At 31.2% G+C, this 23,267-nt stretch carries 20 protein-coding genes and 1 pseudogene; 15 read left to right on the top strand and 6 right to left on the bottom strand.

Features of this window, described 5'->3' with window-relative positions; genetic code table 11:
* Positions 1-507 carry a Crp/Fnr family transcriptional regulator gene (locus K5R64_RS09050; RefSeq protein WP_220762833.1) on the bottom strand — a complete coding sequence of 169 codons (507 nt, stop codon included), beginning with the start codon at positions 505-507 and terminating at the stop codon, positions 1-3.
* A gap of 313 nt (positions 508-820) precedes the next feature.
* Between K5R64_RS09050 and K5R64_RS09045 the strand changes: the two genes are divergently transcribed.
* The 11 genes and pseudogenes from K5R64_RS09045 (at position 821) to K5R64_RS08990 (ending at position 11,623) form a co-directional block, all read left to right on the top strand.
* On the top strand, positions 821-1,345 hold the full coding sequence (locus tag K5R64_RS09045; RefSeq protein WP_220762832.1) for an RNA polymerase sigma factor: 525 nt from the start codon (positions 821-823) through the stop codon (positions 1,343-1,345).
* Positions 1,346-1,351: 6 nt separating this feature from the next.
* Positions 1,352-2,668, top strand: a complete 1,317-nt coding sequence (locus tag K5R64_RS09040) for an outer membrane beta-barrel protein (RefSeq protein ID WP_220762831.1) — start codon at positions 1,352-1,354, stop codon at positions 2,666-2,668.
* 66 nt (positions 2,669-2,734) lie between these two features.
* Positions 2,735-3,316 carry a hypothetical protein gene (locus K5R64_RS09035; protein WP_220762829.1) on the top strand — a complete coding sequence of 194 codons (582 nt, stop codon included), beginning with the start codon at positions 2,735-2,737 and terminating at the stop codon, positions 3,314-3,316.
* A 94-nt stretch (positions 3,317-3,410) separates the two neighbouring features.
* Positions 3,411-3,866: pseudogene (locus K5R64_RS17185) on the top strand (fasciclin domain-containing protein).
* A 190-nt stretch (positions 3,867-4,056) separates the two neighbouring features.
* The gene (locus tag K5R64_RS09020) at positions 4,057-4,515 is read left to right on the top strand and encodes a GNAT family N-acetyltransferase (RefSeq protein WP_220762825.1); all 459 of its coding nucleotides are present in this window, start codon (positions 4,057-4,059) and stop codon (positions 4,513-4,515) included.
* 66 nt (positions 4,516-4,581) lie between these two features.
* Positions 4,582-4,830, top strand: a complete 249-nt coding sequence (locus K5R64_RS09015; RefSeq protein ID WP_220762823.1) for a hypothetical protein — start codon at positions 4,582-4,584, stop codon at positions 4,828-4,830.
* A gap of 276 nt (positions 4,831-5,106) precedes the next feature.
* Positions 5,107-5,967, top strand: coding sequence for a helix-turn-helix domain-containing protein (locus K5R64_RS09010; protein WP_220762821.1), 861 nt, complete (start codon positions 5,107-5,109; stop codon positions 5,965-5,967).
* A gap of 592 nt (positions 5,968-6,559) precedes the next feature.
* Positions 6,560-7,660, top strand: coding sequence for a DJ-1/PfpI family protein (locus K5R64_RS09005; RefSeq protein WP_220762819.1), 1,101 nt, complete (start codon positions 6,560-6,562; stop codon positions 7,658-7,660).
* 130 nt (positions 7,661-7,790) lie between these two features.
* On the top strand, positions 7,791-8,597 hold the full coding sequence (locus K5R64_RS09000) for an MbnP family protein (protein WP_220762817.1): 807 nt from the start codon (positions 7,791-7,793) through the stop codon (positions 8,595-8,597).
* A gap of 4 nt (positions 8,598-8,601) precedes the next feature.
* Positions 8,602-9,618, top strand: a complete 1,017-nt coding sequence (locus K5R64_RS08995; protein ID WP_220762815.1) for a cytochrome-c peroxidase — start codon at positions 8,602-8,604, stop codon at positions 9,616-9,618.
* 625 nt (positions 9,619-10,243) lie between these two features.
* Positions 10,244-11,623: a hypothetical protein gene (locus tag K5R64_RS08990; RefSeq protein ID WP_220762813.1), complete on the top strand. Its 1,380-nt coding sequence runs from the start codon at positions 10,244-10,246 to the stop codon at positions 11,621-11,623.
* Here K5R64_RS08990 and K5R64_RS08985 read toward each other — a convergent pair.
* Positions 11,600-11,770: a hypothetical protein gene (locus tag K5R64_RS08985; RefSeq protein ID WP_220762811.1), complete on the bottom strand. Its 171-nt coding sequence runs from the start codon at positions 11,768-11,770 to the stop codon at positions 11,600-11,602. The two genes, K5R64_RS08990 and K5R64_RS08985, sit on opposite strands and share 24 nt — an antisense overlap.
* Before the next feature lie 417 nt (positions 11,771-12,187).
* Between K5R64_RS08985 and K5R64_RS08980 the strand changes: the two genes are divergently transcribed.
* The 4 genes from K5R64_RS08980 to K5R64_RS08965 all read left to right on the top strand — a co-directional run bounded on the left by K5R64_RS08980 (position 12,188) and on the right by K5R64_RS08965 (position 14,961).
* Positions 12,188-12,493 (top strand): helix-turn-helix domain-containing protein, encoded by a 306-nt coding sequence (locus tag K5R64_RS08980; RefSeq protein WP_220762809.1) that lies wholly within the window; start codon positions 12,188-12,190, stop codon positions 12,491-12,493.
* A gap of 79 nt (positions 12,494-12,572) precedes the next feature.
* Positions 12,573-13,484 (top strand): transcriptional regulator, encoded by a 912-nt coding sequence (locus tag K5R64_RS08975; protein ID WP_220762807.1) that lies wholly within the window; start codon positions 12,573-12,575, stop codon positions 13,482-13,484.
* A 140-nt stretch (positions 13,485-13,624) separates the two neighbouring features.
* Positions 13,625-14,245, top strand: a complete 621-nt coding sequence (locus K5R64_RS08970) for an ATPase (RefSeq protein WP_220762806.1) — start codon at positions 13,625-13,627, stop codon at positions 14,243-14,245.
* A gap of 104 nt (positions 14,246-14,349) precedes the next feature.
* Entirely contained in the window at positions 14,350-14,961 is a 612-nt protein-coding gene (locus tag K5R64_RS08965; protein ID WP_220762803.1) for a DUF6088 family protein, read from the top strand.
* 195 nt (positions 14,962-15,156) lie between these two features.
* On the opposite strand, the gene K5R64_RS08960 is transcribed toward K5R64_RS08965, so the two are convergent.
* From K5R64_RS08960 to K5R64_RS08945, 4 genes are all read right to left on the bottom strand, one after another.
* Positions 15,157-18,345 carry a type I restriction endonuclease subunit R gene (locus K5R64_RS08960; RefSeq protein WP_220762801.1) on the bottom strand — a complete coding sequence of 1,063 codons (3,189 nt, stop codon included), beginning with the start codon at positions 18,343-18,345 and terminating at the stop codon, positions 15,157-15,159.
* Complete coding sequence (locus tag K5R64_RS08955) at positions 18,342-19,838, bottom strand: ATP-binding protein (protein WP_220762798.1); 1,497 nt, start codon at positions 19,836-19,838, stop codon at positions 18,342-18,344. The genes K5R64_RS08960 and K5R64_RS08955 overlap by 4 nt, the downstream gene beginning before the upstream one ends.
* An 80-nt stretch (positions 19,839-19,918) precedes the next feature.
* Complete coding sequence (locus tag K5R64_RS08950) at positions 19,919-20,920, bottom strand: HNH endonuclease (RefSeq protein WP_220762795.1); 1,002 nt, start codon at positions 20,918-20,920, stop codon at positions 19,919-19,921.
* On the bottom strand, positions 20,898-23,231 hold the full coding sequence (locus tag K5R64_RS08945; RefSeq protein ID WP_220762793.1) for an AAA family ATPase: 2,334 nt from the start codon (positions 23,229-23,231) through the stop codon (positions 20,898-20,900). The genes K5R64_RS08950 and K5R64_RS08945 overlap by 23 nt, the downstream gene beginning before the upstream one ends.
* Between the last annotated feature and the right edge of the window lie 36 nt (positions 23,232-23,267).

The raw sequence follows: 23,267 nt of genomic DNA, 5'->3' as shown, positions 1-23,267 counted from the left end.
TCAAGATTTTAATAATCTTGATAATGTTTCAGGACTCATTCTTAAATAATTAGCAATATATTTATTAGGAACCTCCTGAAAAAGTTGCGGACTTCTTTTTAATACTCTTTCATAGCGTTGCCTTGGTGATGCGGTTAGAATATCCATTTCTCTTTCCATTTGTTGGAGTACCAAATTTTCTAATATGTTTCTCCAAAAAGTTAAATTGTTGTCATTTTCTATAAATTTATTAAGTTGGGTTTTAGTCGCTACTTTTAAGACTGTGGTTTTGATAGCCTGAATACATAGTGGTGAGGAATTTTCAGTTAAAAATGAGTCTAATGCCGCAATTATGTTTCCTTTGTAACCAAACCTTATAATACGTTTTTCTACTTCATCCCAGACGAAAATTTTCAAACATCCGCTTTCTATATAATAAATATTGGTGTCTGAAGTTCCCTCAATTTTTAAATATTCGTTTCGTTTTAGTGTCACTGTTCTAGATGACATTTCAAATATTTCATTCATTTTTAGTTGTTTAAATCAAATTTATAAAAATATCAAAAACTATTTGACAGTATGATAATACTGAATATTAATTTCTTACGACAATAGAAGCGACTACAAATCACTACGCAAGGAAAAATGTTTAAACATTTAGTCATTAGATGTTTAATCAACTTACCGGAATTATATTTAACATAAAATTAAATAACCTTTTCGTCATTAAATAATCTACATACAAGAACACTGTAGCGTTTTAGAGTTTATTAACGTATAGATTATAAAATCTTTTAAACTAAAGCATAAACATTAAAAAAGATTGGATACGGATAAAAGAATGGAAGTAGCTTTAATCTTGGGTTGTATTAATAAAAACAATAATGATCAGGAACTTCTATATAGGAAATATTACGGATATGTGATGTCCATTGGTTTATCATATAGTTCAAATCGTGAAATAGCTCAAGAAATTGTTGATGATACTTTTATAAAAGTTTTTGATTCAATTAAGACATATAATTTAGACCAACCCTTCAAAAGATGGTTACGGAGAATAACTATAAACACTGCTATTGATCATTTAAGAAAAAATAAAAAATTCAAACTTCATTTAGACTTATATGAGTATAAAAATCAATTACCTTCAATTGAAGCGATAGATCAGCTATCATTAAATGATATCTATACACTGATAGCTGACCTACCTGATATGTTAAGGGTAGTTTTCAATCTCTATGAAATTGAAGGTTATAGTCACAAAGAAATTGCGGCTATTGTTAACATCGCCGAGAGTTCTTCCCGAACTTATCTCACAAGGGCTAAAGAAAGATTGAAAGACCAAATTGTAAAATATTGTAATTAATTTGAAATGAATGAGCATATTGACAAAAAAATAGTTCAAAAGATAAAAGAACAACTATATAGTCATGAAGAAAAGTACCAAGAAGGAGCTTGGGAAAACTTTTTAGCTAAAAAGAAAAAGAAAAAACGAAGAACTCTATATTGGTTTTATAAGGGAGCTGCTGCTATATTTATTCTAATGACTGTTATTTTTTCCTTTTTAAAAAATATTACAAAAACTATAAATGATACAAATATAAATATTCAATATTTTTTTAAAGATTCTACAAGTGTTATCTGTAAAGATTTGGAGCAAACAAATAAGACTGCTATAAGTGAGAAATCAAAATTTGTAATAAAAGATAGTATTTATATTAAAACTGGTCAAAACAATATAAAAAATATAGTAACATTAAATACTACTGGTCCGAACTACAGAGATAGTGTAACTCAAAAAAAAGCTGCAAATGAAGATGATTCTAACATGAAAAATTCAGTCGTAACGAATAATTTATCTAATAAAAATGATAAGACTATCGATTTAAAAGCAGTTGGACAAATAAAACATAATATAAAATATTGCCTTAAAGAACCCGAAAGTCTGGTGAAAATTCAGTCAATGAGTAAAGCAAATAATGATAATTTGGCAATTGATCTACTAGCACTTATTAAAGATTCAGAGAAGAAAGAAGTAATCAACAAAACTCATAACAATATTCGAGTGAGTGTTTTGGTGTCGCCTAGTTTTGGTTCAGATTCAGATAACATAGAGTCGGTTACTTCTTCAAATTATGGTGCTGGTTTCGAAATTGATTTACCTCTAAATCATTCACACTTTTCTTTAAGTACAGGAACAATTTATAATACCATGAATATAACTAATGAAAGCAACATAGTTAATTTATTTTCGAATTCAGATGATGAGAGTAAACGTAATGAATCCAAGTTAAATCATTTAGATATTCCATTAAATATCACCTACAATGTATTAAACGATAAGATTTATCTAAGGGCAGGATTATCTTCTTATATAATTTTTAGCGAGACAATTGCGTACACTTCTACAACTTATCGAGAGGTCGAAGTATTTCAATCAAATGGTGGTGTTATTGAAAGTTTTATAACAAAAGAGTCTGTTACCACCAAAAAATCTATTAATAATGATAATATCCGTTTTTCTCCATTGAAATCTTTGAATTTGTCATTTGGTTTTAGAGCACATATGTCAAAAAATATAGGATATGAAATCCAGCCATTTTATAAATATCCAATTAGTGCCTTAACCAAGGAAAGTTACAAAGTGCATTCTGCAGGAGTAACAGTAAAAGTTTTTTTTTCAAAATAATAGCATTAGCATGTAGCGTTCTGTCAAAAGTGAGCGTATTGGTATTAAACATTAAAAAGTAAATATATGAAAATCAACATCAATTATTTTAGCAGTAAATGGGTAACACTTATTCCTACTTTAGTTTTCATTTCAACATTTGCACTCAGTGTATTTTTGTTTAGTTGCGAAAATACGGGTCATGATGCGAATGATGAATTTAAATTAAAAGAAAATTATCAAATAATAGGGGAACATTTTACCTTTTACGCAGATCCCCAAAAGTTTCAAGAAACTAATGTAAAAAGAGGAAAAGACGAATTTTGTCAAGTTGAAACTAAAATCTCAAAAGTGAAACGAGAGGATAATATTTTAACTATCGAAATTTTGAAACCACTTGGCTGTCAAATTAACTACGATATCATTTGGAGTGGTGAAATTCGGGAATCATTTCCCATGCAAAGTAATTTATATATTCGTGCAAAAGCTGAAAAATGCGACAATAAAAGATTTGCTTCCGAAAGAGATACTTTAAAAATAAATTTAGAACTAGTCCTTAAAGATGTTAACCCCAATAATATAAAAACCACAAATTTTGTAATAAAAGATGCTTGTGCATTAGAGGATATAAATTGCAATGGAAACTGTAGTATAACAGTAACAGACTAAATATTAATAGTGGTTATAGTATATGAATTTAAATTTAACTTGTCAATAAATTACTATTCTTACTTTATTTTGTTTGGTTTTAAGTACATCTTGTATGAACAATGAAATTCTATTACCTAAAGAAATAAGAATTGCCGAAACCTTATACATTGGTAGGCATGTCAAACTTTTTACCATTGCATTAAATAGAGTGAATTTTCTGGATAATTTCCACGGAACCATGAAATATACAGTTTTTGCTCCAGAGGACGTAGCATTTGAAAACTTCTTAAAAGAAAATAATTATAAAGATATCTATGATGTTTCTAAAGAAGTATTCAAGGTACTAGTGACAAACAAAATGATTTAAAAAAAATTATTAACTGATGGTTTCCAATCCGTTAAAAGTTTAGAAGGTGACATTCGTAGATTTGCAATAGTGAATGAAAATACAGTAATTCAAGATGGGATAGGAAATATAGAAAGTAAAATAATAAAATATGATATAAATACAAGAAATGGAATCATTCATTGTATTGACAAAATGCTGATTCCAATTACTACAAATTAGTTATCGCATGTTTCATCAATTTAAAGTTTGTTTTTAATATTTATTTGTGCAAATCGGTTTTTAGTAATTGTTTAGACTGCACATAAGCCCATGATTTTTATTTTTAAAATCATGGGTATTTATAATTTAGAATTGTTGTGAAAAACTAAATAAAGAATTTTGTAAAAATAATCGAATCAATCATTAAATTATGAATTACCTAGATCAAATTACAATTTATCCTCTCAAAAAAGAAGATATTTCACTTTTTAAAAAACTAATATACCTTTTTGAAGACGTTTTTATAATGGAGAATTTTGATATCCCAAATGACCCACACTTGGAAAATCTTTTAAATAAAAATGATTTTCATGCTATTGTTGCTATACATAACAATGAAATTGTTGGTGGCTTAACCGCTTATACTTTACAGCAATATTATTCCATAAAACCTTTAGCATATATTTTTGACCTAGCTGTAGCGGTTCAATTTCAACGACAAAACGTGGGAACACAACTTATTAATTATTCGAAAGAATATTTTAAAGAAATTGGATATGAGGAAGTCTTTGTACAAGCGGATAAAGTAGATGATTATGCAGTTAAATTTTATCGCAAAACAAAACCAACAGTCGAAGAGGATGTTTCTCATTTTTACTACGTTCTTTAATTATTAAAGAACTCTTTATCCTACTCTGGTAAAAAATGTTTTTATATGAATATAATGAATATGTGAATGGTAGAAGTATATAAGACCGATATAAAAGATAGCAATCAAGCTAGGGAGGTGTACCTCCAACTTAAAATAAGATTTCCTTATTATGAAATTAATTTTGATTTGGAAGATTCTGATCGAATTCTTAGAGTTGAATCTTCAGTTATTAATATAGAAGATGATGTAATTATGGATGTAGTGCAAAGCAGTGGTTATTACATTGAAATTTTATCAGATGAACCAATTTATACAAATTCAAAAAGATACTGATTGTAATTACTTCAAAATCAATTAATAATGGCAAACTTGTTGGTGTTCGGTATGACTAATAATTGATATGATAAAGAAATATTACTTATAGAGTACTCCTTGGGGCTAGATTTTTTTTTCAAGCTGTAAATAAATTGAAGAACAGCATTTAACGTTTATAAAATAAAGTTATTTAGGTACTTTTAATACTAAAATCTATTAAATTAAACTACAGATTTCAAATAATAGCTGTAATTTTATAGTATAATTTGTATGTTTTTAAGTAACTTCAGTATAATGGAAAATGTAATACCTAAATACAATTTAGATTTTAATAATAAAGCATCGAACTATTTTGTTATACATACTCATAACCCATATGATAATAAAGTTTCGTCCTTTAATCATCCTCACAGTCATAACTATTATTGTCTAAGTATTTTATACAAAGGAAAAACCAAACATTATGCTGATTTTAAAACCAAAGAACTTATAGGACCTGCTGTGGTTATTCTAAATATAGATCAGGTTCATATACATGATAATAGTAGCGATGCTGAAATGGTTTCATTAGCATTTACTTCAGAGTTTATTTATGGTCAAAGTAAAAAAATAGGTGACCATGTTGAATTTATTTTTTCACAGTCTTTTTTGCAATTAAGTCAAGCAAATTTGGAAGAAATTGATACTTACATAAAACTTATTACTTTAGAATACAATAAAGGGGTAAATAAAAATCTTGAAATTATTAGATGTTTACTTACAGTAATTTTAATCCTTTGTTCCGAATTAACAAATGAGAATCAATCTGATTCTAATAAAAAGATGGAAATATTTTCAAAGTTTACAAAATTACTTAAAAAGCAATATAAAAGCTACCACCAAGTGAACTATTACGCTGAGAGTCTTAATATTAGTACCGAAGTACTTACTCGTGTTGTAAAACGATCCTGTAATAAAACACCAAAACAGCTTATCGATGAATATTTGCTTTTGGAAGCTAAAAGACTTTTATACTGGTCAAATATAACTGTTAGAGAAGTCGCTTGGGAACTAGGTTTTGAAACTGACGCATATTTTAATAGGTTTTTTAAAAAATTCACCAATACTACTCCTAAAGAATATCAAAAATCAAAACAATGTAAATGGACTGTATAATTACAATTCCGCGTAGGAAACTATAAAAACATACTTTATGTACAATTAATTGATGCAAAAGTATAATTAAGCATATTTCCTACGATGTAGATTTGTAAGCATGTTTAATAAAATACTTTCCATATTACTGCTTCCAATTCTGATTAGTTCAAACTTTTCACGTTTTTTTGTTATTGCTTTCTTTGAATTAAACAAGCAGTATATTGTGGAAAATCATTGTGAAAATAAAGCACTCCCTCAGTTGTTATGTAAGGGGAAATGCTATTTTTTAAAAAAAATAAAACAACTTCAAGAAATTGAAAAAAATACAGTAGAAAAAGACAATACAAAATTCTCAGAAGTTTTTTTTAAGCAGGAAATTTTCTCTGTAAATACAATTCTTTTTTTTAAGAACATTGTTCTACAAATTTCTTTTTTATCACTTCTAAATTATAGTTGTTCATACATTCCATTCATTTTGAAACCTCCTCAATTCAAATAAAATTTTCCATAAATACAATTGCTACAGCTTAATTTTCGAAAATTAAATGAGATTGTATATTACCTCACAAGTACATTTTAAATATAATATTATTTACTAAATACAACACAAATGAAATTATTCTTTAATATGATTATTGCTTTAATGATTTTAATTGGCAATAAATCATTTGGACAAAATGAAATTAAAAAAAGGTCTTCAAATAATATTGAAGTTTATAGTTCCAGATTTGGTCGAAGCCAACCTGTAGTAGCGGTTTTAGCTATGAATGAAGGTACTGAATTATCAGATTTTATTATTCCTTATGGAATATTAGCAAGATCTGGCACTGCCAAGATGGTTTCAGTTTCTGTTAAACCAGGAACTGTGCGTATGAGTTCTCTTCAATTTAAACTACAAAATACAATTGCTGAATTTGACACACTTTATCCAGAGGGTGCTGATTTTGTTATAATTCCTGCTGTTAGAGATGATAAAAATATACAAATGTTATCGTGGATAAAAGAGCAAGAAAAAAAAGGAAGTACAATTGTTAGTATTTGTATTGGAGTCACGGTTGCTGCTAATACTGGTTTATTGAATGGGCATTCTGCGACCACATATTTCAGAAACATTCCTGAGATGAAAAAATCATTTCCAAATGTAAAGTGGCAGGAAAATATTAGATATGTGGCCGACGGAAAAATGATTACTAGTGCAGGAATAAGCGCATCCATTCCATTATCTCTTGCTTTAGTTGAAGCAATTGCAGGTTATGACAAAGCGATTGAAACGGCTAAAAAAATAGGTGTACAAACTTGGTCATCCAACCATAATAGCGACATGTTTCTAAAGTTAACTGATAAGATAGTAGTACAAGATAATGTAAAAAAAGAGCCTATAGCTCTTAATGTAAAAAATGGGGATGACGAAATTGCCATAGGTTTAGTAGCTGATGCACTTCTAATGACGGGTAAAGCTTCAGTTCAAATTGTATCTAAAACAAGTACTCCCATTAAGTTAGCATGCGGACTAGAAATTTTTCCTAGCGATTCGACGGAATCTACAATTGATATGAAAACAGTGCCTAGTTTACAAAATTATAAATCAATTGAGGTTCTTGATAAGATTCTTGATAAAATTGCTCAATGGTACGGAAAAGAATCTGCAGCAGAAGTAGCAATTACAATGGAATATCCTGTGTTAACAAAATATATTTCTGGAAAAAATTAAAGAAGATTGTTGTTTAACTTTTTATAAGATCAAAATTTATAAAATAGATACTCAATTTTTCTACGAATTATTGCAATCGTATCAAAATTCATTTGCATAAATAACTTTTATCCATATAAAATTTTAAAAAATGAAAAATATAATAAAATTCATTTCATATTTGTTTTTACTATTAGTAACAATAAATATTTCGCTCTATTCGCAAAATAAAGAAAAAGACCTTTCCAACTTACAAATAGAATTTCATCATTTTGTGGGTGGGCATCCTTTAAAGCTCGATAATTTACAGTATAAAAATCAATTTGGAGAACAGTTTAGCATCACTACCTTCAATTACTTTGTTAGCAATATTATTTTGAAGAAAAAGAATGGAGATTTCTATAAAGTACCACAAGACAGTAGTTATTTTTTAATAAAAGAAAATAATTATAAAAGTAAAATAGTAAATATAAATATTCCAAAAGGTAAATACACAGCAATTTCCTTTACAGTTGGGGTGGATAGTTTACGCAGTACTATGGATATAAACAAACGTAGGGGAGCGTTAGATATTTCAGGAGGAATGCTTGAAGGAATGTATTGGACTTGGAATAGTGGCTACATTTTCTTGAAGTTGGAGGGGGTTTGTGACCAGCTCAAAGTAGATAGAACTGGACAAAAAAAATTTCGCTATCATATTGGTGGTTTTGGAGGCTACGATAAGCGTTCAATGAATAATATTCGAACAGTAAATATAGATTTAAAAGAAAAGGGAATTATTAATGCAAAAAAATATAAGAAGAGCACGGTACAACTAGAGGTTGATATTTTACATATTTTTAATGGTCATAAGCCGATTAGTATTGCCCAAAATCCAACTATCATGTTTAGTGAGATAAGTAAAACAGTTTCTAATAAATATACGAATATGTTTTCGCATAAGTTAACTAATAATTGAAGCTATGAAAACGAATATAGTTATTATTGCAAGCATATTTATTATGATATTTATGTCATTCCAAGTTGTAAAGTTTGAAGGATTTGCAATCCCTGAAAACTTTCCTGATCCACAATATAAATTCATTGACAATTCCATAACGCAAGAAAATTTTGAATTAGGTAAAAAATTATTTTACGATCCGGTTCTATCACGAAACAATACAATTTCTTGCGGCTCCTGTCATATTCAATCTTCGGCTTTTACCCAGCACGGCCATGACATTAGTCATGGAATTGATGATCGTCTAGGAAATCGTAATACACCACCTATAATGAACTTAGCATGGAATAAATCTTTTTTTTGGGATGGTGGTGTTTTCCATCTAGATATGTTTTCAATTTCACCAATCACAAATCCTGTAGAGATGGACGAGAATTTGAATAATGTTTTAGCAAAACTTCGTCAAAAAGGAGATTATCGTCTTGCTTTCAAGGCGGTATATGGTTCTGATGAGATTACGGCTAATCAACTTTTTAAATCGCTTTCAGCTTTCATGTTGCTGTGTATTAGTAGTAATTCTAAGTATGATAGCGTAATGCGAAAAACTGGAGTAACATTTACTGAAAGGGAAAGAAAAGGCTATAGTATATTCCAAAAACATTGCAACAATTGTCATACTGAACCACTTTTCACTGATGGTTCTTTTAGAAATAATGGATTAAGTACACAATTTAACAAAGACATAGGAAGACAACTAATTACACAAGATGAAAATGATAAATACAAATTTAAAGTACCATCGTTGCGTAATCTAAGCTATACTGCACCCTATATGCATGATGGAAGATTTTCAAAAATTGATATGGTTTTAAATCATTATAGTAAAGGCATAGAAAACCATCCTACAATTGACCCTTTGTTAAAACAAAATGGTACGCTCGGTATTTCATTAACTACGGAGGAAAAAGAAGTGCTAAAGGTTTTTTTGAAAACTTTAGATGATAAATACTTTATAACAAGAAAAGATTTATCTGAGTAGTTTAATCTAATAACATTTATGAAAGTAGTATATATAAGGAGTAAGTCAAATTAAAAAAGTGGAGAAAATCTAACTAAGAACCTTTTAATAATTTATTTGATGACCAATTTATCTTTACTAATGAAATATCTTAATAAGAGTAACAGACTTTAATTCCTAACTAGTCACAATAGTATATTATCCAAAAACAAACCTTTTCTCTTGCCGATGCAGTGGCAGGAAAACAAATTTATCCAACTTAATACCACGGATTTATCAGTTAGGGAAACAACTAGGCGATTCCAACTTAGAGTTTCCCTATCGATAAATTACAGTTGTCCAAAATATACAATGATCAATAACTTATAAGTACAATTGATTGACTATTTTAGGACTTCTAAATTTCAGCATCTGGAATTCATTTTTGAATTTTTACTTCATAACTGAAACGAATCCCATGTAGAACTATTCAATTGTAATTTTATTAAAGTAAGCTTTAAAAATTTATCAATACAATAGAATACAGTTTATTTTGTTTATGAAGTTCAATTACCTACTAGAAATTTATGATACGCTAATTAGTGAAATACTAAATTCAAAAAGCTGTCCCATAGCCCAAATTATTGATTTTGCTAGTTCCAACTATTTGGAAAGCTTTTATATTTATACTGTTGATTTCAAAAGAACCGATTCTGACATTAAATATAAAATAGAAGGTCCAATTCATAATTGGCATCCTCAAGCTCCAGTTCTTAAAGATTGCAAGAATAATATTGTTTCGGATTTAGAAAAACTATTACCACAAATTGAGCAAAAACTCAATATAAAACATCAAAATAAAAAGTTGAAATGGTCACTCAATGAAAAATCAACAAAGCTTTTCATTCTAGTAAACACCAACTTGGAAGAAATTGAAAAAGTCGAATGCTATTTTCTCTATTGCAATCAAATATTAAAAATTGAAACTGAAGTAATTCAAAAAAGAATAAAAGAAATCATATCTGGAATAAACTCACAAGAACAAATAGAAACCTACATCCTTAAAAAACAACTAGCATTAGGAAATTTAGCGGCAAAATTGATTAAGATAATCAAAGCTGAGGATGTATATGAGCTGTACACATATTCTGCTACATTTTCAGAACAAGATTGTCTAAAAATCATCTACAGTTACATTGAAAAAGTAATTCGCTTTTTAGAAAAGGAATATCTTAAATACCTAGATAAAAATAGCCCGGCTTCAATCAAAAGCATTCTAAATATAAAGATACAACTGGAACCATTTTACATAGCACTCCAACAATCTTGTAAAAGAAGTGCCGATCAAAAAGCAATTAGAATTATATTACATAGTTTTTCAAAAATTGCAGAAGTAGATTTTAAACAAAAAATCACTTATAACGAGTTGCTATATGCTTCTGAAATCCTTCCCATCGTATACCAGCACATTAGTAATAAGCAGAAAGCTAAAAAGTGTCTTAAAGATATTATGTTAGAATTTAATTTCAACACATTAGAGTTTTTTGACTTTTATACTGATGAAATTAACAAGGAGCTCAATAAACAGGAAGATGACATTCAGAAATATAAAATCTTATACAGATATCTTAAACATACCAATCAAAAACAATTATACACAAACAACAAATGGAATCCGAATCTACCATCTGCTAAAAAGCAAATAGCGGGCTGGTTAGAAGAAGAAATTAAGTACCTAAATCAGCAAAGAATATTAGAATCGTACTCTACGGAGCATTCAATAAGCGTTGAAATGAAAACCAAATTCCACACCGATTTATCGGTACCACAATTAAGTTATTTCTTTAGTTTATTAGTGCAAGCGGGTATCATTCATCCACCCACTCACAGAGCCATTTTTAAATTTATAGCAGAGCATTTTAAAACTAAAATGACCAACACAATTTCTGTAGATAGTTTAAATACTAAGTACTATAATGTAGAAACGGCCACAAAAAGCGCAGTAAGAGAAAAAATAATTGAATTATTGAATTTTACGAAGTTGTAGAACCTCTTTTAGCAACCGATATCCAAAACCTTCCATCCCAAGTAAACGCTCATCATCAATAACTAATAGAGCGGCCACACTTGGGATTCTTTGTGTATTCATAAATTCTTGAAGTTCTGGCGATATAACCTCCTGCTTTGCATTCATAATTTTAAAATTTAAAATCACGTCCCAACTGGAGTTGCTATAAACAAGCTGCGTGGGACATCGATCACCAGCAACAGAGGTACCGGCAAGCACCCACAGCACACGATAAACCGAGCCCACGCATTGCGTAGGCGAATAGTTTATTCATGTGAGCTGTAATAGAATCTTTGCCGGTTTTCTGTTGCTCGAAATAACTTTCGCTAATATGTCGTAAGAGGATATTCCTCTGTATTTATTTACAAAGCAAATCTAGTCATAAAACAAGATAAATACAATTAATCTGGGGTGTTTTAAAAAAAATTTTTTGTCTAATTGCTTTGTTTTACTGCTATTTGCTGGGGGTTGTACAACCCCCACAACTGTTTTGGTACAACTTAATTATTTCTCTTTGTCCAAAATCATTAAAACCTCAACATTATGGCAATCGAAGTAATTACTCGCGAAGATTTAAACGAATTCAGAACTCTTTTATTAAACGACTTAAAAGAAATCCTGCAATCCAAACCAGAGCAATCCAAACAATGGCTCAAATCTAATGAAGTCCGAAAGCTATTAAATATTTCACCAGGTACTTTGCAAAATCTCCGCATCAATGGAACCATCTCATACACTAAGATTGGGGGCATTCTTTACTACTCCAGTGCAGATTTAGACAAGCTGCTAGAAGCTAACAAAGTCGATGCTTCAGTTACTTTATTCAATCCAAAGTGGCTAGTTAGATAAGACGAGATAATGAACAAACAATTCTACTGTCATGCTGAGCTTGTCGAAGCACATAAATTATAACAATTATCCTTGACCTATGAACTACATCAAACACCTCACAGGATTTTTTGAAAAAGTAGCAATTGACAAAACGCTAAATCCAACACACGTAAGTTTGTACATTGCTTTATTCCAATTCTGGAATTGCAATCGGTTCAAAAATCCAATAAGTATATCTCGTGATGAAGTCATGCGGATTAGCAAAATCAGTTCCAAAGCAACATATCACAAGTGCCTCAAAAACTTACATGCACTAGGCTATATCAACTATGAACCATCTTACAATCCGTTCAAAGGAAGTCATGTTCACCTATTCAATTTTGCGGACGATTTAAAACCAATTCCAAAAAACGAAAAAACAACAGTTCCAAAAAACGAACCTGTTTCTGAACTAGTCAATGAACAAGTCGTGAACCAGTCTCAAACTAGTACTGGTACAACTAATGAGACTAGTACTGAACAAGCGCTAGTATCTTATATAAACAATACAAACATACCAAACATTTCAAACGATTTAAAGATTGTAAACTTGGACAAGCAAGCAAAAAAAAATAAAAAGGAAGATGATTTTTTAAAAATTGAAGCAGCTAAAAATGAAAAAAGTTCCGCCAAAAAAGAAAAAGAGGAAAGTTGTCACACAGAGCAAACCTGTGCTGAGCTTAGTCGAAGTATCGAAGTGAAACATAATCTAAATTCAAATCCAGTTCTTGATGAAGTCAAATCCTATTTCCTCAATCAAAATTTCCCAGAACTCGAAGCCATAAAGTTTTTCAATTATTTTTCCAGCAACGGCTGGTTAGTAGGTGGAAAAACACCCATGGTCAATTGGCAGGCCGCAGCACAAAACTGGATTTTAAACGCACCTAAATTCATTTCAAATGAACAAAACACCAGCAGAGCAAAACACCTCAACACAGGTACTGATAAAGACTATTCAGAACCACTTTAGTTTACTTTCCGATGGAGGGATGATGAAAGGGTAGGGTGGACAACCTGTTTTCTTGAATGTATTCTACTATGCGAACCTTGCGATGGCACCCTGAGCCTGTCGAAGGGCTTTACATCCTTTTCGGTTAAACATTAAAACTTATGGAAACAACAAACCATTACAACTACTCTGAAATAATCCTCTGGCTTGAAAAAAAAGGCTTAGAACTGTACGGCAATCACTTCAAAATTCATGAATCTGATTACTCTGTAATCTATAAACTCATTGCTTATTTCCTTAAAGACGAACCAACCTGCTTCCAATACAATATCAACCTCAACAAAGGAATCCTTCTTTCTGGACCTGTAGGCTGTGGCAAAACGACAATCATGAACCTAATGAAGCACCTCACTCCGTTAGAACACAAATTCTCAGTAAAACCATGCCGGGATATCAGCTTCGAATTTATTCAGGACGGCTACCAAATCATTCATAAGTACAGTATCGGAAAATTATATGAATCACAGCCAAAAACAATATGCTTCGATGACTTAGGTATTGAAAACAATCTAAAATACTATGGTAACGAATGCAACGTAATGGCCGAAATACTTTTGAGCCGCTATGATATTTTCATTTCAAAAAAACTACAAACCCACATCACAACCAACCTTTCAGCTTCTGAAATAGAAAGCCATTACGGCAACAGAGTGAGAAGCAGATTAAGAGAAATATGCAACCTGATAGCTTTTGATAGAGGTACAATAGACAAACGTAAATAGCAATTAACTTTCGGCAATAAATTCAATTTACTGCCAAAACTTAAATAGTATTATTTTGTCGCAAATATTTACTATTTTTGCGACAAATTATCCACATAACAACTATGCAAAGCATTGATGACAAAGTAATTTTAAAAATTAAAAAAGCCAAGAAGGGTTCGCTATTTTTTACGGAGGATTTCTTGTCTTTTGGTTCGGCAAAAGCCGTCTCAAAAGCCTTAGAGAGATTAGTATTAAAAGAAATGATTTCCCGTGTGGCAAGAGGTATCTATGCCCGCTTAGAAACAGACCCGGTTTTTGGAGTTTTGAAACCCAGCACAGAGGCCATTGCACAGGCAATAGCAAAAAGAGATAAAGCCAGGATAATCCCAACTGGAAGTTTAGCACTAAATGCTTTGGGACTTTCTACCCAAATTCCGATGAATGCAGTGTACCTTACTGATGGAGCAGCTCGCAAAATTGATTTAGGCAAGCGAAAAATCATATTCAAAAAGACGAGTCCTAAAAATTTATCGGCCATTGGCCAAATAAGCAGCTTGGTCATTCAGGCTGCCAGAGAAATTGGCAAAGACGATATTTCCGAAAAAGAAAAACAAATAATAATAGACCACCTGAAAAAAGAAGATCCATACCGTTTGGAGCATGACATCAAATTGGCTCCCGAATGGATTCGAATTATCATGCGCCAGGCACTAAAAAAAGATACCGATGAATAAATGGTTGACACTCCCGGATGAACGCAAAACTATTGCCTACACTCAAATTGCTGAAAATACAGGAATGGCAACCGCCTCCGTTCCCGCATGCGAGCGATGTTTAATTTGATTGGGTTTGATAGAAAAACAACCTATTAAATTATTATAATTAGAATAGGCTGTTTAATAACTTGATAATAGTTTATTTAAGCCACATTAATTGTTATACTTCTTAAAATTCTCTGCCTGTTCAAAAATTTCTTTGTAGATTTCGTCTCGATCAATAGGCGGATAATCATTCTCTGCTAAAAGTATAATTAAATCTACCTTTAATTCGGCTTTGATATCCTCTCGTTTACTCCAGTCTGTATATTTGGTTTTATCGTCAACGACTGATTTTACTTTTTTGGCCAAATCCGTTAATTTATCTTCCGGATAAGGAAAATCATATTTGACAGTCAGCATTTTCAAAATATCGTAAAATGCCTTTTCTTCTATATCAATGCCCAATTCCTGTATGGATTCATTCTCTTTTTTTATAACAAAATACAACTCCATGATTTCGTTGGTAAAGTCTTCCAAAACCTCACTTCGCAACACATCACTTTCATCTCTTTCGTTGTATTTGCTCACGATGAATTCCAGTCGTTTTGAAAAATCAATTCCGGCTACTTTATTGACTTTTTTCATTTTATCGATAGCCTGCTGCAGTAGCTTTTGAAGTAATTTGAATTTGGTATGCGGCAATTTTATTTTATCCAGTTTAGTCAAATAATCATCCGAGAACAAATCAATTTCGGCAGCTTCATCTTCCCCTAGTTTAAAGATTTCTTCTACTCCTTCACTTTCTATGGCTTGTTGCATCATGTTTCGAACCTTCTCGTTCATTTGAGCCGCATCAGGGGCAGTCCCTTTTGTTAGTTTGTAAATTATGGAACGAATGGCTAGGTAAAAATAAATTTTATCCTTTTCGGCTTCTAAAAGTAATTCACTACCCGAACAAATATCAAAAGAAGCCTTTAATCGCTTGACGATATTCATAAAACGGGTTTCAATTTCTTTGGTCAACTGAACAATTTCAGCTCCTTTATTCAGCGTCTGTAATTGTTCAACAGGAGTACCATCAAAATATTTGGAATCATCAAAAGTATGAAAAAGCCTTTCCAGTAAATCCAATTGGTTTTTGACCACAATTACCGATTGCTCGACCTCTTCAATATTGGTTTCCTGACCGGAATTATATTGTGCTAAAGCCAAATTCATCTGCTTTTTAATCCCGATATAATCAACGATTAAGCCTTTTTCTTTGCCTTCAAATTTTCGGTTTACCCTTGATATGGTTTGTATCAGATTATGTCTTTGAATCGGTTTGTCAATATAAATCGTATCCAAAAAAGGCACATCAAAACCGGTAAGCCACATATCAACTACAATAGCTATCTTGAAATTGGAATGTTCAAACTTGAATTGGCGGTTCAATTCTTTACGGTATTCTTTAGTGCCTAACAAATCATACAATTCTTTTGCATCATCTTTGCCTCGGGTCATAACCAACTTCATTCTCTCCACAGCTTTAAGTTCTCGCTTTTCTTTTTCGCTTAGGAGTTCGATATTTTCGGCTTCTTTCGCTATACCCCAATCGGGACGGAGTTCCAGAATATTTTTATACAATTCATAGGCAACCTCCCGACTACTTGAAACAAACATTGCTTTTCCTGCAACGCTTGCTTTCTCTTCCGTGCGCTTTTCGTAATGCCTCACAAAATCGGCAGCAATGACTTTCAAACGCGATGGATCGCCTAAAATCACATTCATCTGCGACATGGCTTTTTTGCTCTCCTCAATCTGGTTTTCGTTACTTCCTTCCTCAGCACATTGTTCATAATACGCCTCGATTTCTTTCAGCTTATCCTGATGAAGCATCACTTTAGCAGCTCTTCCTTCATAAACTAGCGGAACCGTAATTTCATCAGCTACCGATTCCCTCATAGTATAGGAATCCACAATATCCCCGAAAACATCCAAAGTGGCATCTACAGGCGTTCCTGTAAAACCTACAAACGTGGCATTGGGCAGTGAATCATGTAAATATTTGGCAAAACCATAAGTTTTCTTGACCCCGTTTTCTGAATAAGTTACTTTTTGGTTTAAATTAGTTTGGCTGCGATGGGCTTCGTCCGAAATGCAAATCACATTGAACCTGTCGGTCAACAATTGAGTATCTTCTGTAAATTTATGTATCGTAGTCAGAAAAACTCCGCCACTGTTACGCCCCTGTAATTGTTCGCGTAAATCGGAACGACTTTCCACACTGATGATGGTCTCATCTCCAATATATCCCTTAGCATTGGTAAATTGCCCCGATAACTGGTCGTCCAAATCGGTTCTGTCGGTTATGAGAACAATGGTAGGACTTTTAAAAAACTTGCTGCGCATAATCATGCGGGATAAAAACAGCATGGTGTAACTCTTTCCGCAACCTGTTGTGCCAAAATAAGTCCCGCCTTTACCATTTCCTTCTGGTTTTTGGTTTTGTTTAATACTTTCGAACAACTTTACGGTGGCGTAGTACTGCGGATACCGACAAACAATTTTCTCGTTTTTCTTTGAACTGTCGGGCATAAAAATAAAATGCTGCAAAATATCCCGTAAGCGTTTGCGGTTAAACATACCCTGAATCAAGCTGAACAGAGCATCGATACCATCTGCTTCGTTGCTCATTCCTTCAATCTTTCGCCAGGCATAGAAAAAATCATAAGGAGCAAAAAACGAACCAGCTTTAGTATTCACACCATCACTTATGATACAAAAAGCATTATATTTAAACAATTCAGGAATGTCTCTTTTGTATCGGGTGGTCAATTGAACATAGGCATTATGAATAGTCGTATCTTCCTGAATAGCCGATTTAAACTCAAATACCACCAAAGGCAATCCATTAATATATAAAATCAAATCCGGAATACGCATATCATAGCCTTTAATGGCCAACTGGTTCACGATTTTATAAATATTATTATCCAGTTCAGAATAATCAATCAGCTGAATGTAAATGTCTTTCTGGTTGCGGTCTTCACGCTTCAACAGAAAACCGTCACAGAGCATTTTCATAAAAGCCTTATTGCTGTCATACAAATCAGAAGCAGGAAGTCGATCCAAATCCCTGATAATAGAATCGATTTCATTTTCGGTAATGTTTTCATCCTTGTACTGACTACGCAGATATTCTTTCAAATCCTCGGCAATCAAAACTTTTTCACTCACATAATGCCCATACTGAAGTGCCGGTTCAGCCAAACCGTTAAATTCAACTTTGCGTACTTGTCCACCAACAAGATGTGTCATTTGCTCTTCTTGCAGCAAGTTTATAAAGGCTAATTCTAATTGTGATTCGGTAAATTTCATTTTTTTGGTATTATTTTCCAATGTCCTCCTTTATTAGAACCTATACGTTCAATAATAGAGTTGTTTTTGAGAGTATCGATGTATTTTTCAACCGTTCGTTGTGATACACCCAACAACAAACCAATTTCTTTAGTGGTTATGCTATTTTTGAGTAATATCAGAAAAACCGTGTAAATCGCTTTTTCTCCGAATTTCTTCCGAATTTCTTCCGAACTTCTTCCGAACTTCTTCCGAACTTCTTCCGTTAACACCCCGTAATGATCCTGAAAAAAAGCAATATTTGTTTCCTTTCCAAGAGCAATTCGATTAGATAATACCCCAAATTCCATTTGGAGTTGTTCTATTTGTTTTACAGGCTCGGTGTCAACTTGGTCGTTTACCGACTCGGTCGATTTCTTGAATAGAGTAACCAATATTCCGCCATCCATACTACTAATTTCAGGTTCCGGCAATCCTGCTGCTGCACAAGCCTCGAAAATTTTGATAGTACCGCGACCCCAGGAATCAATATACCCGGCTTTAAAACAAACATCGGCAATCAAGGGATTTCTCGGACGCGAAATATGATGGCGTTTGAGGCTCTCCAAGGCCATCCCTTCCGGAAGATTACCCTCATTCCAAATCGTCAGTTTATCGTCATACACACGCATTTGTACCATAGAACCCATATAGGAACGGTGAACCAAAGCATTCAGAAGCATCTCTCGGATAGCAGCCACAGGATATTCATCCTTTTCCACCCGCTGCATACCTTCAAAGTCTATTGGTTTGATAAAAAACTTGTAATTAAGCTGATTGGGGACCGCTTTTAGTAATTGTACGATACTGCCTTCCTCTACTTCCTGAAAACGCAGGTCAGCATCGTTCACCCCAAATCGACCAATTTTGACCTTGATATTGGGATAAAAACGGTTGGGGTCTTTACCAAACAAAATAACGGCTGCCCTTTTGAGTTTGCCTTTATCAAATAAGCGCAGCTTTTCCAAAAGTTCCTCCTTACTTAAATCACCAATATCCTCAGGCATACGGCCACTCTTTATGGCATCTTTGACAAACTGCTGAATGCTTTCAATATCGATGTCCTCCAACTCGGCACCTTCTTCTAAAACATCATCCCAGGTTTTACCGGCTTTTTTTAGTAGGAATTCGTTCAGGGTATTTCCGGTCATTTCCATCTTGGAACTGCCCGAACGATAATAGTAACGCCCTCTCAATGAAACGGGTACACTATACGGATTAACCTTAATCTCAATATAGTGTTTTTTGCCGTCCTCATCATGCAAATTCACATTACAGATAATCCCTAAATTTTCACGAATTTTATTAGGGAGGGATTCCATCAGGGCTTTGTAATTTTCCAAATGGGTTACCACACCATCATCATCCTTTCCGATGAAAATAGTACCTCCCACAGCATTAGCAAAACCGCATATCCATTTTAGATAATCGTCATGCCAGCTTCTTTTCCATTCTATGTTTTGGGATTCGCTCATTGTTACACTAGTTATTTGTATAATAGATTTGCTGTGACTGAATAAAAGTTTGTTCTAATTGGGATTCTGTGAATTTCATGTCAAGAAAATGTTATTTTGCCACTTTTTTTACAGCCCTCTAACTCTTTGTAGAAGTCACTCTTAAATTTATGTAAAGGTATATTTTGTAAATTCTCTTCTGTATATGGTGTTTCGGAAATAAAATATTCTAAATCAGCAGATATTCCTTTTTTTACTAATTTTTCAATATGCTCTTCATAAGAGGTAGAATTGAATTTTTTATATCTTTCTAACAGATTTTCAATTGGTGATTTGTATTCTTTATACAATGATGTCAATTCTAATCTACTCTCTAGTGTAGAATTAACATTTTCAATTTTCAAATCAGTCAAATTTTTAAAATTAACTTGTCCTTTTTTGATTTCTAAAACATCTTTAAATTTAAAAATTGGAATTATATTGGAATCGAATGGATTAAAATTAAATTTTGAAATTGATGCGTTTAATTTTCTTTGATTACAATGTCCGCAAACTGGCACTAAATTATTAATACTCAAACTAACCAAAGCATTTAAACTTTTAGGATAAATATGATCTAAATTACCTTTTACATAGATTTTTTTCTTATCAAGACCATAAGAAGTGGTATACTGAGCTAGACAATATACACAATTTTGAATATCTATTTTACGTAAAACTTTTTTTAAAGTTTGAGTTCTATTTTCTAAATGATAGCCAAAAATAAATTCTAATATATCGTTTAAAGTACATTTTTTATACTTTCCCTTTTTCTTCAAGTATGGAGCTAATAATTTGAATTTTGTATTAAAGGATCTTAAATCAGCGATACTAATAGATGTATCTATCTGTTTCAGTTGTTCAATCTTATTTCTTGGAGCTTTTATAAAAGAAGAATCGTCTTCAATATTAATTATTGGTTTTAAATCTTCGAAAAAAGTTTCAATAGTTTTTATTCTAGAAATTTTTTTTAAATCTGACTTTATCAAATTGTCTATAGCTTTAATATCTACATCCAACTCCGATTCAATACTCCCTAAATTATATTCCTTGATTTGTATCATTTTCAGAGCGGTTAGTTAAAATTTCTTGCAATCTCATAATCTCTTTATTTAATATTTCAGTAGAAACTTTATTTTCAATTTGCTTGTTGATGACTCCTTTTAGAAATGAATCACCTATTAAATTTATAACTTCAAGATCTTCTTTCTCTACAATATTCTTCTTTAAAATTGATTTTATTTTATTCGAGACATAAGCACCAATAGCACCATCTTTTAAAAAGAATTCATCTTTCAATATATCGTAGATATTTGCTGCGAAGGAATTTACACTGTCATTAGATTTTGGTTCTCCATTTTCTAATTTCAAAATATTCTGAGATGGAATATCAGATAAGATAAAAGGAGAATGGGTAACCATTAATATATTGTAATAAATATCATTTTGATTTGTGATTTCCTGAATTTTATTTAAAACATTCATTAGATTATTAATATAAGCCCTTTGATATTCAGGATGTAAATACAATTCTAACTCATCAAAGACTAAATTAATATTTTTATATTTTTTCAATCCAGAATCAGTCCTTACTGAAAGTAAATTGTAATTATGATAGGCTATTGTTAAAATAGAATTTATTAAGTGCTGTTCACCAGAACTCAATGAAGTATATGGATAAGGCTGAATCTTATTATTATTAATTAGTTTATTTCTTTTAGCCTCATCTTTCTCTTTTGTCTTAACAACCATTATTACATGATTAAATACAGCCAAAGGAATATCTTCTATTTTATTTCTATCCTTAAAATATTCTTTATCTATACTTAATTTGATTTGACAATTATTTTCTTTATTAATGATTAAACACTTGTCTGTTTCTATACTACTGAAAATGTCTAAATTAAAGTACTGTATAGCTTGTTTCAATTTAAAAGTAATATGGCTAGTATCTTTGTTTAATTCACTAATATAATCTCCAAACAAATATTGTTTAAATTCTTGACCATTAAATAACTCTTGAATTAATTCCTTTGTAGGCGCAATATTATTTAGAATATTATCCCGATCATATTTAAGTTTTTGTAAATGCCTATCAATGTTATTAGGTTCAGAATGAATTACACTATAAAAACTCATAAACAATTCTTTTATATAGAATACATCATCTTCATTTAATCCTGCAGATTCTCCCCCTGTTAAATCTAAGCTTAACATGATTTGTTCATAAATAATTTCAGTATTAATCTTGTCAGGTAATTCAGGATTTGTGTGGATTTCTAAATTTTGATTTGCATCATTAAATTTAAAATCAAACGGCAATCTATCCGAAAACATAAAATGATATTTTTTATATTTCTTATACGTTTTAGATATTTTATAAAGTTTTTTAAAGATGTATAAATAAGTAAATGATTTGTAAAGGTTCCTATCTTCTAATTTTGAAGTATAAAAATCATTACACCTGCTTTTTTCTTTATTAATGAAATTGGAAATTATTTCTAGAGAAAGCAGTTTTCTTTCTATATCCTTAAAGATAAGCATATTATAACTTTTTTCTGAAATAGTTTTTTCTAAAAACTTTAGTAATAAATCAAAAGTCGAATCATTTTTATTATTGATTTTCAGAATTTTCTCAATTTCGATTTCAAATTCAACAGAATGGATATACACGTCATCTATAATTTCTTTGAAACCCAATACATAAGAATAAAACACAGCTCTAGATTGCATTAGCATGTATTCTCTATTAATATCGTAATTTCCATAATCTTTAAATGGATTAATAACAATAGGTAATTGATAAGCATCGTTTTTGTAAAAAATTGAATTAATCCAAGGTATTAAATTCGAATTCAAACCATAAATTGAATAATTAAGCACATTTGTATAAAAGTCAAGATCTACTTTATCGCTAGTTAGTTTATCTTTTACAAACTCGTTTTCATCATTTTTTTTAAATATTATAGCTTTTGTTGATTCATTGTTAATTCTCAATACTTTTATACGATTCCCATATAAAACAATTAGCTCTGCATTAAATTTAATTTCTAAATCGGTATCATTTTCCAAATGCTCTTTAGAAGCAAGAAGAATAGCATAATAAAACAATTCTAACAAACTACTTTTTCCACTTCCATTTTGACCAACTATTGCAGAAATGTTAATATTATTACCATATAAATTGGAGGGAACACTCGGAATATACTTAATACCTTCTATTTCATACGTACCATCTTTTAATGTATATTGATATTCATTATAAAAAGAATAAATACAATTCTTTTGCAGACTTTTTAATAATTCTGGTGCCGTGCCTTCCAACGGGCGAATAGCTAATAATTTAAATTCATTATAGTGCTTTAAACTACTCATATTTTAGTTTTTCATGTTAAAATACCCACTCATTCT

Source organism: Flavobacterium sp. UMI-01, assembly GCF_019656315.1.
Taxonomy (GTDB): Bacteria; Bacteroidota; Bacteroidia; order Flavobacteriales; family Flavobacteriaceae; genus Flavobacterium.
Note: the sequence above shows the minus strand (reverse complement) of the source record. Positions and strands in the feature narration are given on the sequence as shown.

Bases quoted from the DNA above. Each gene is read 5' to 3' on its own strand.
- K5R64_RS09050 (WP_220762833.1), bottom strand. From the start codon at position 507: ATGAATGAAATATTTGAAATGTCATCTAGAACAGTGACACTAAAACGA.
- K5R64_RS09045 (WP_220762832.1), top strand. From the start codon at position 821: ATGGAAGTAGCTTTAATCTTGGGTTGTATTAATAAAAACAATAATGAT.
- K5R64_RS09040 (WP_220762831.1), top strand. From the start codon at position 1,352: ATGAATGAGCATATTGACAAAAAAATAGTTCAAAAGATAAAAGAACAA.
- K5R64_RS09035 (WP_220762829.1), top strand. From the start codon at position 2,735: ATGAAAATCAACATCAATTATTTTAGCAGTAAATGGGTAACACTTATT.
- K5R64_RS09020 (WP_220762825.1), top strand. From the start codon at position 4,057: ATGAATTACCTAGATCAAATTACAATTTATCCTCTCAAAAAAGAAGAT.
- K5R64_RS09015 (WP_220762823.1), top strand. From the start codon at position 4,582: ATGGTAGAAGTATATAAGACCGATATAAAAGATAGCAATCAAGCTAGG.
- K5R64_RS09010 (WP_220762821.1), top strand. From the start codon at position 5,107: ATGGAAAATGTAATACCTAAATACAATTTAGATTTTAATAATAAAGCA.
- K5R64_RS09005 (WP_220762819.1), top strand. From the start codon at position 6,560: ATGAAATTATTCTTTAATATGATTATTGCTTTAATGATTTTAATTGGC.
- K5R64_RS09000 (WP_220762817.1), top strand. From the start codon at position 7,791: ATGAAAAATATAATAAAATTCATTTCATATTTGTTTTTACTATTAGTA.
- K5R64_RS08995 (WP_220762815.1), top strand. From the start codon at position 8,602: ATGAAAACGAATATAGTTATTATTGCAAGCATATTTATTATGATATTT.
- K5R64_RS08985 (WP_220762811.1), bottom strand. From the start codon at position 11,770: ATGAATGCAAAGCAGGAGGTTATATCGCCAGAACTTCAAGAATTTATG.
- K5R64_RS08980 (WP_220762809.1), top strand. From the start codon at position 12,188: ATGGCAATCGAAGTAATTACTCGCGAAGATTTAAACGAATTCAGAACT.
- K5R64_RS08975 (WP_220762807.1), top strand. From the start codon at position 12,573: ATGAACTACATCAAACACCTCACAGGATTTTTTGAAAAAGTAGCAATT.
- K5R64_RS08970 (WP_220762806.1), top strand. From the start codon at position 13,625: ATGGAAACAACAAACCATTACAACTACTCTGAAATAATCCTCTGGCTT.
- K5R64_RS08965 (WP_220762803.1), top strand. From the start codon at position 14,350: ATGCAAAGCATTGATGACAAAGTAATTTTAAAAATTAAAAAAGCCAAG.
- K5R64_RS08960 (WP_220762801.1), bottom strand. From the start codon at position 18,345: ATGAAATTTACCGAATCACAATTAGAATTAGCCTTTATAAACTTGCTG.
- K5R64_RS08955 (WP_220762798.1), bottom strand. From the start codon at position 19,838: ATGAGCGAATCCCAAAACATAGAATGGAAAAGAAGCTGGCATGACGAT.
- K5R64_RS08950 (WP_220762795.1), bottom strand. From the start codon at position 20,920: ATGATACAAATCAAGGAATATAATTTAGGGAGTATTGAATCGGAGTTG.
- K5R64_RS08945 (WP_220762793.1), bottom strand. From the start codon at position 23,231: ATGAGTAGTTTAAAGCACTATAATGAATTTAAATTATTAGCTATTCGC.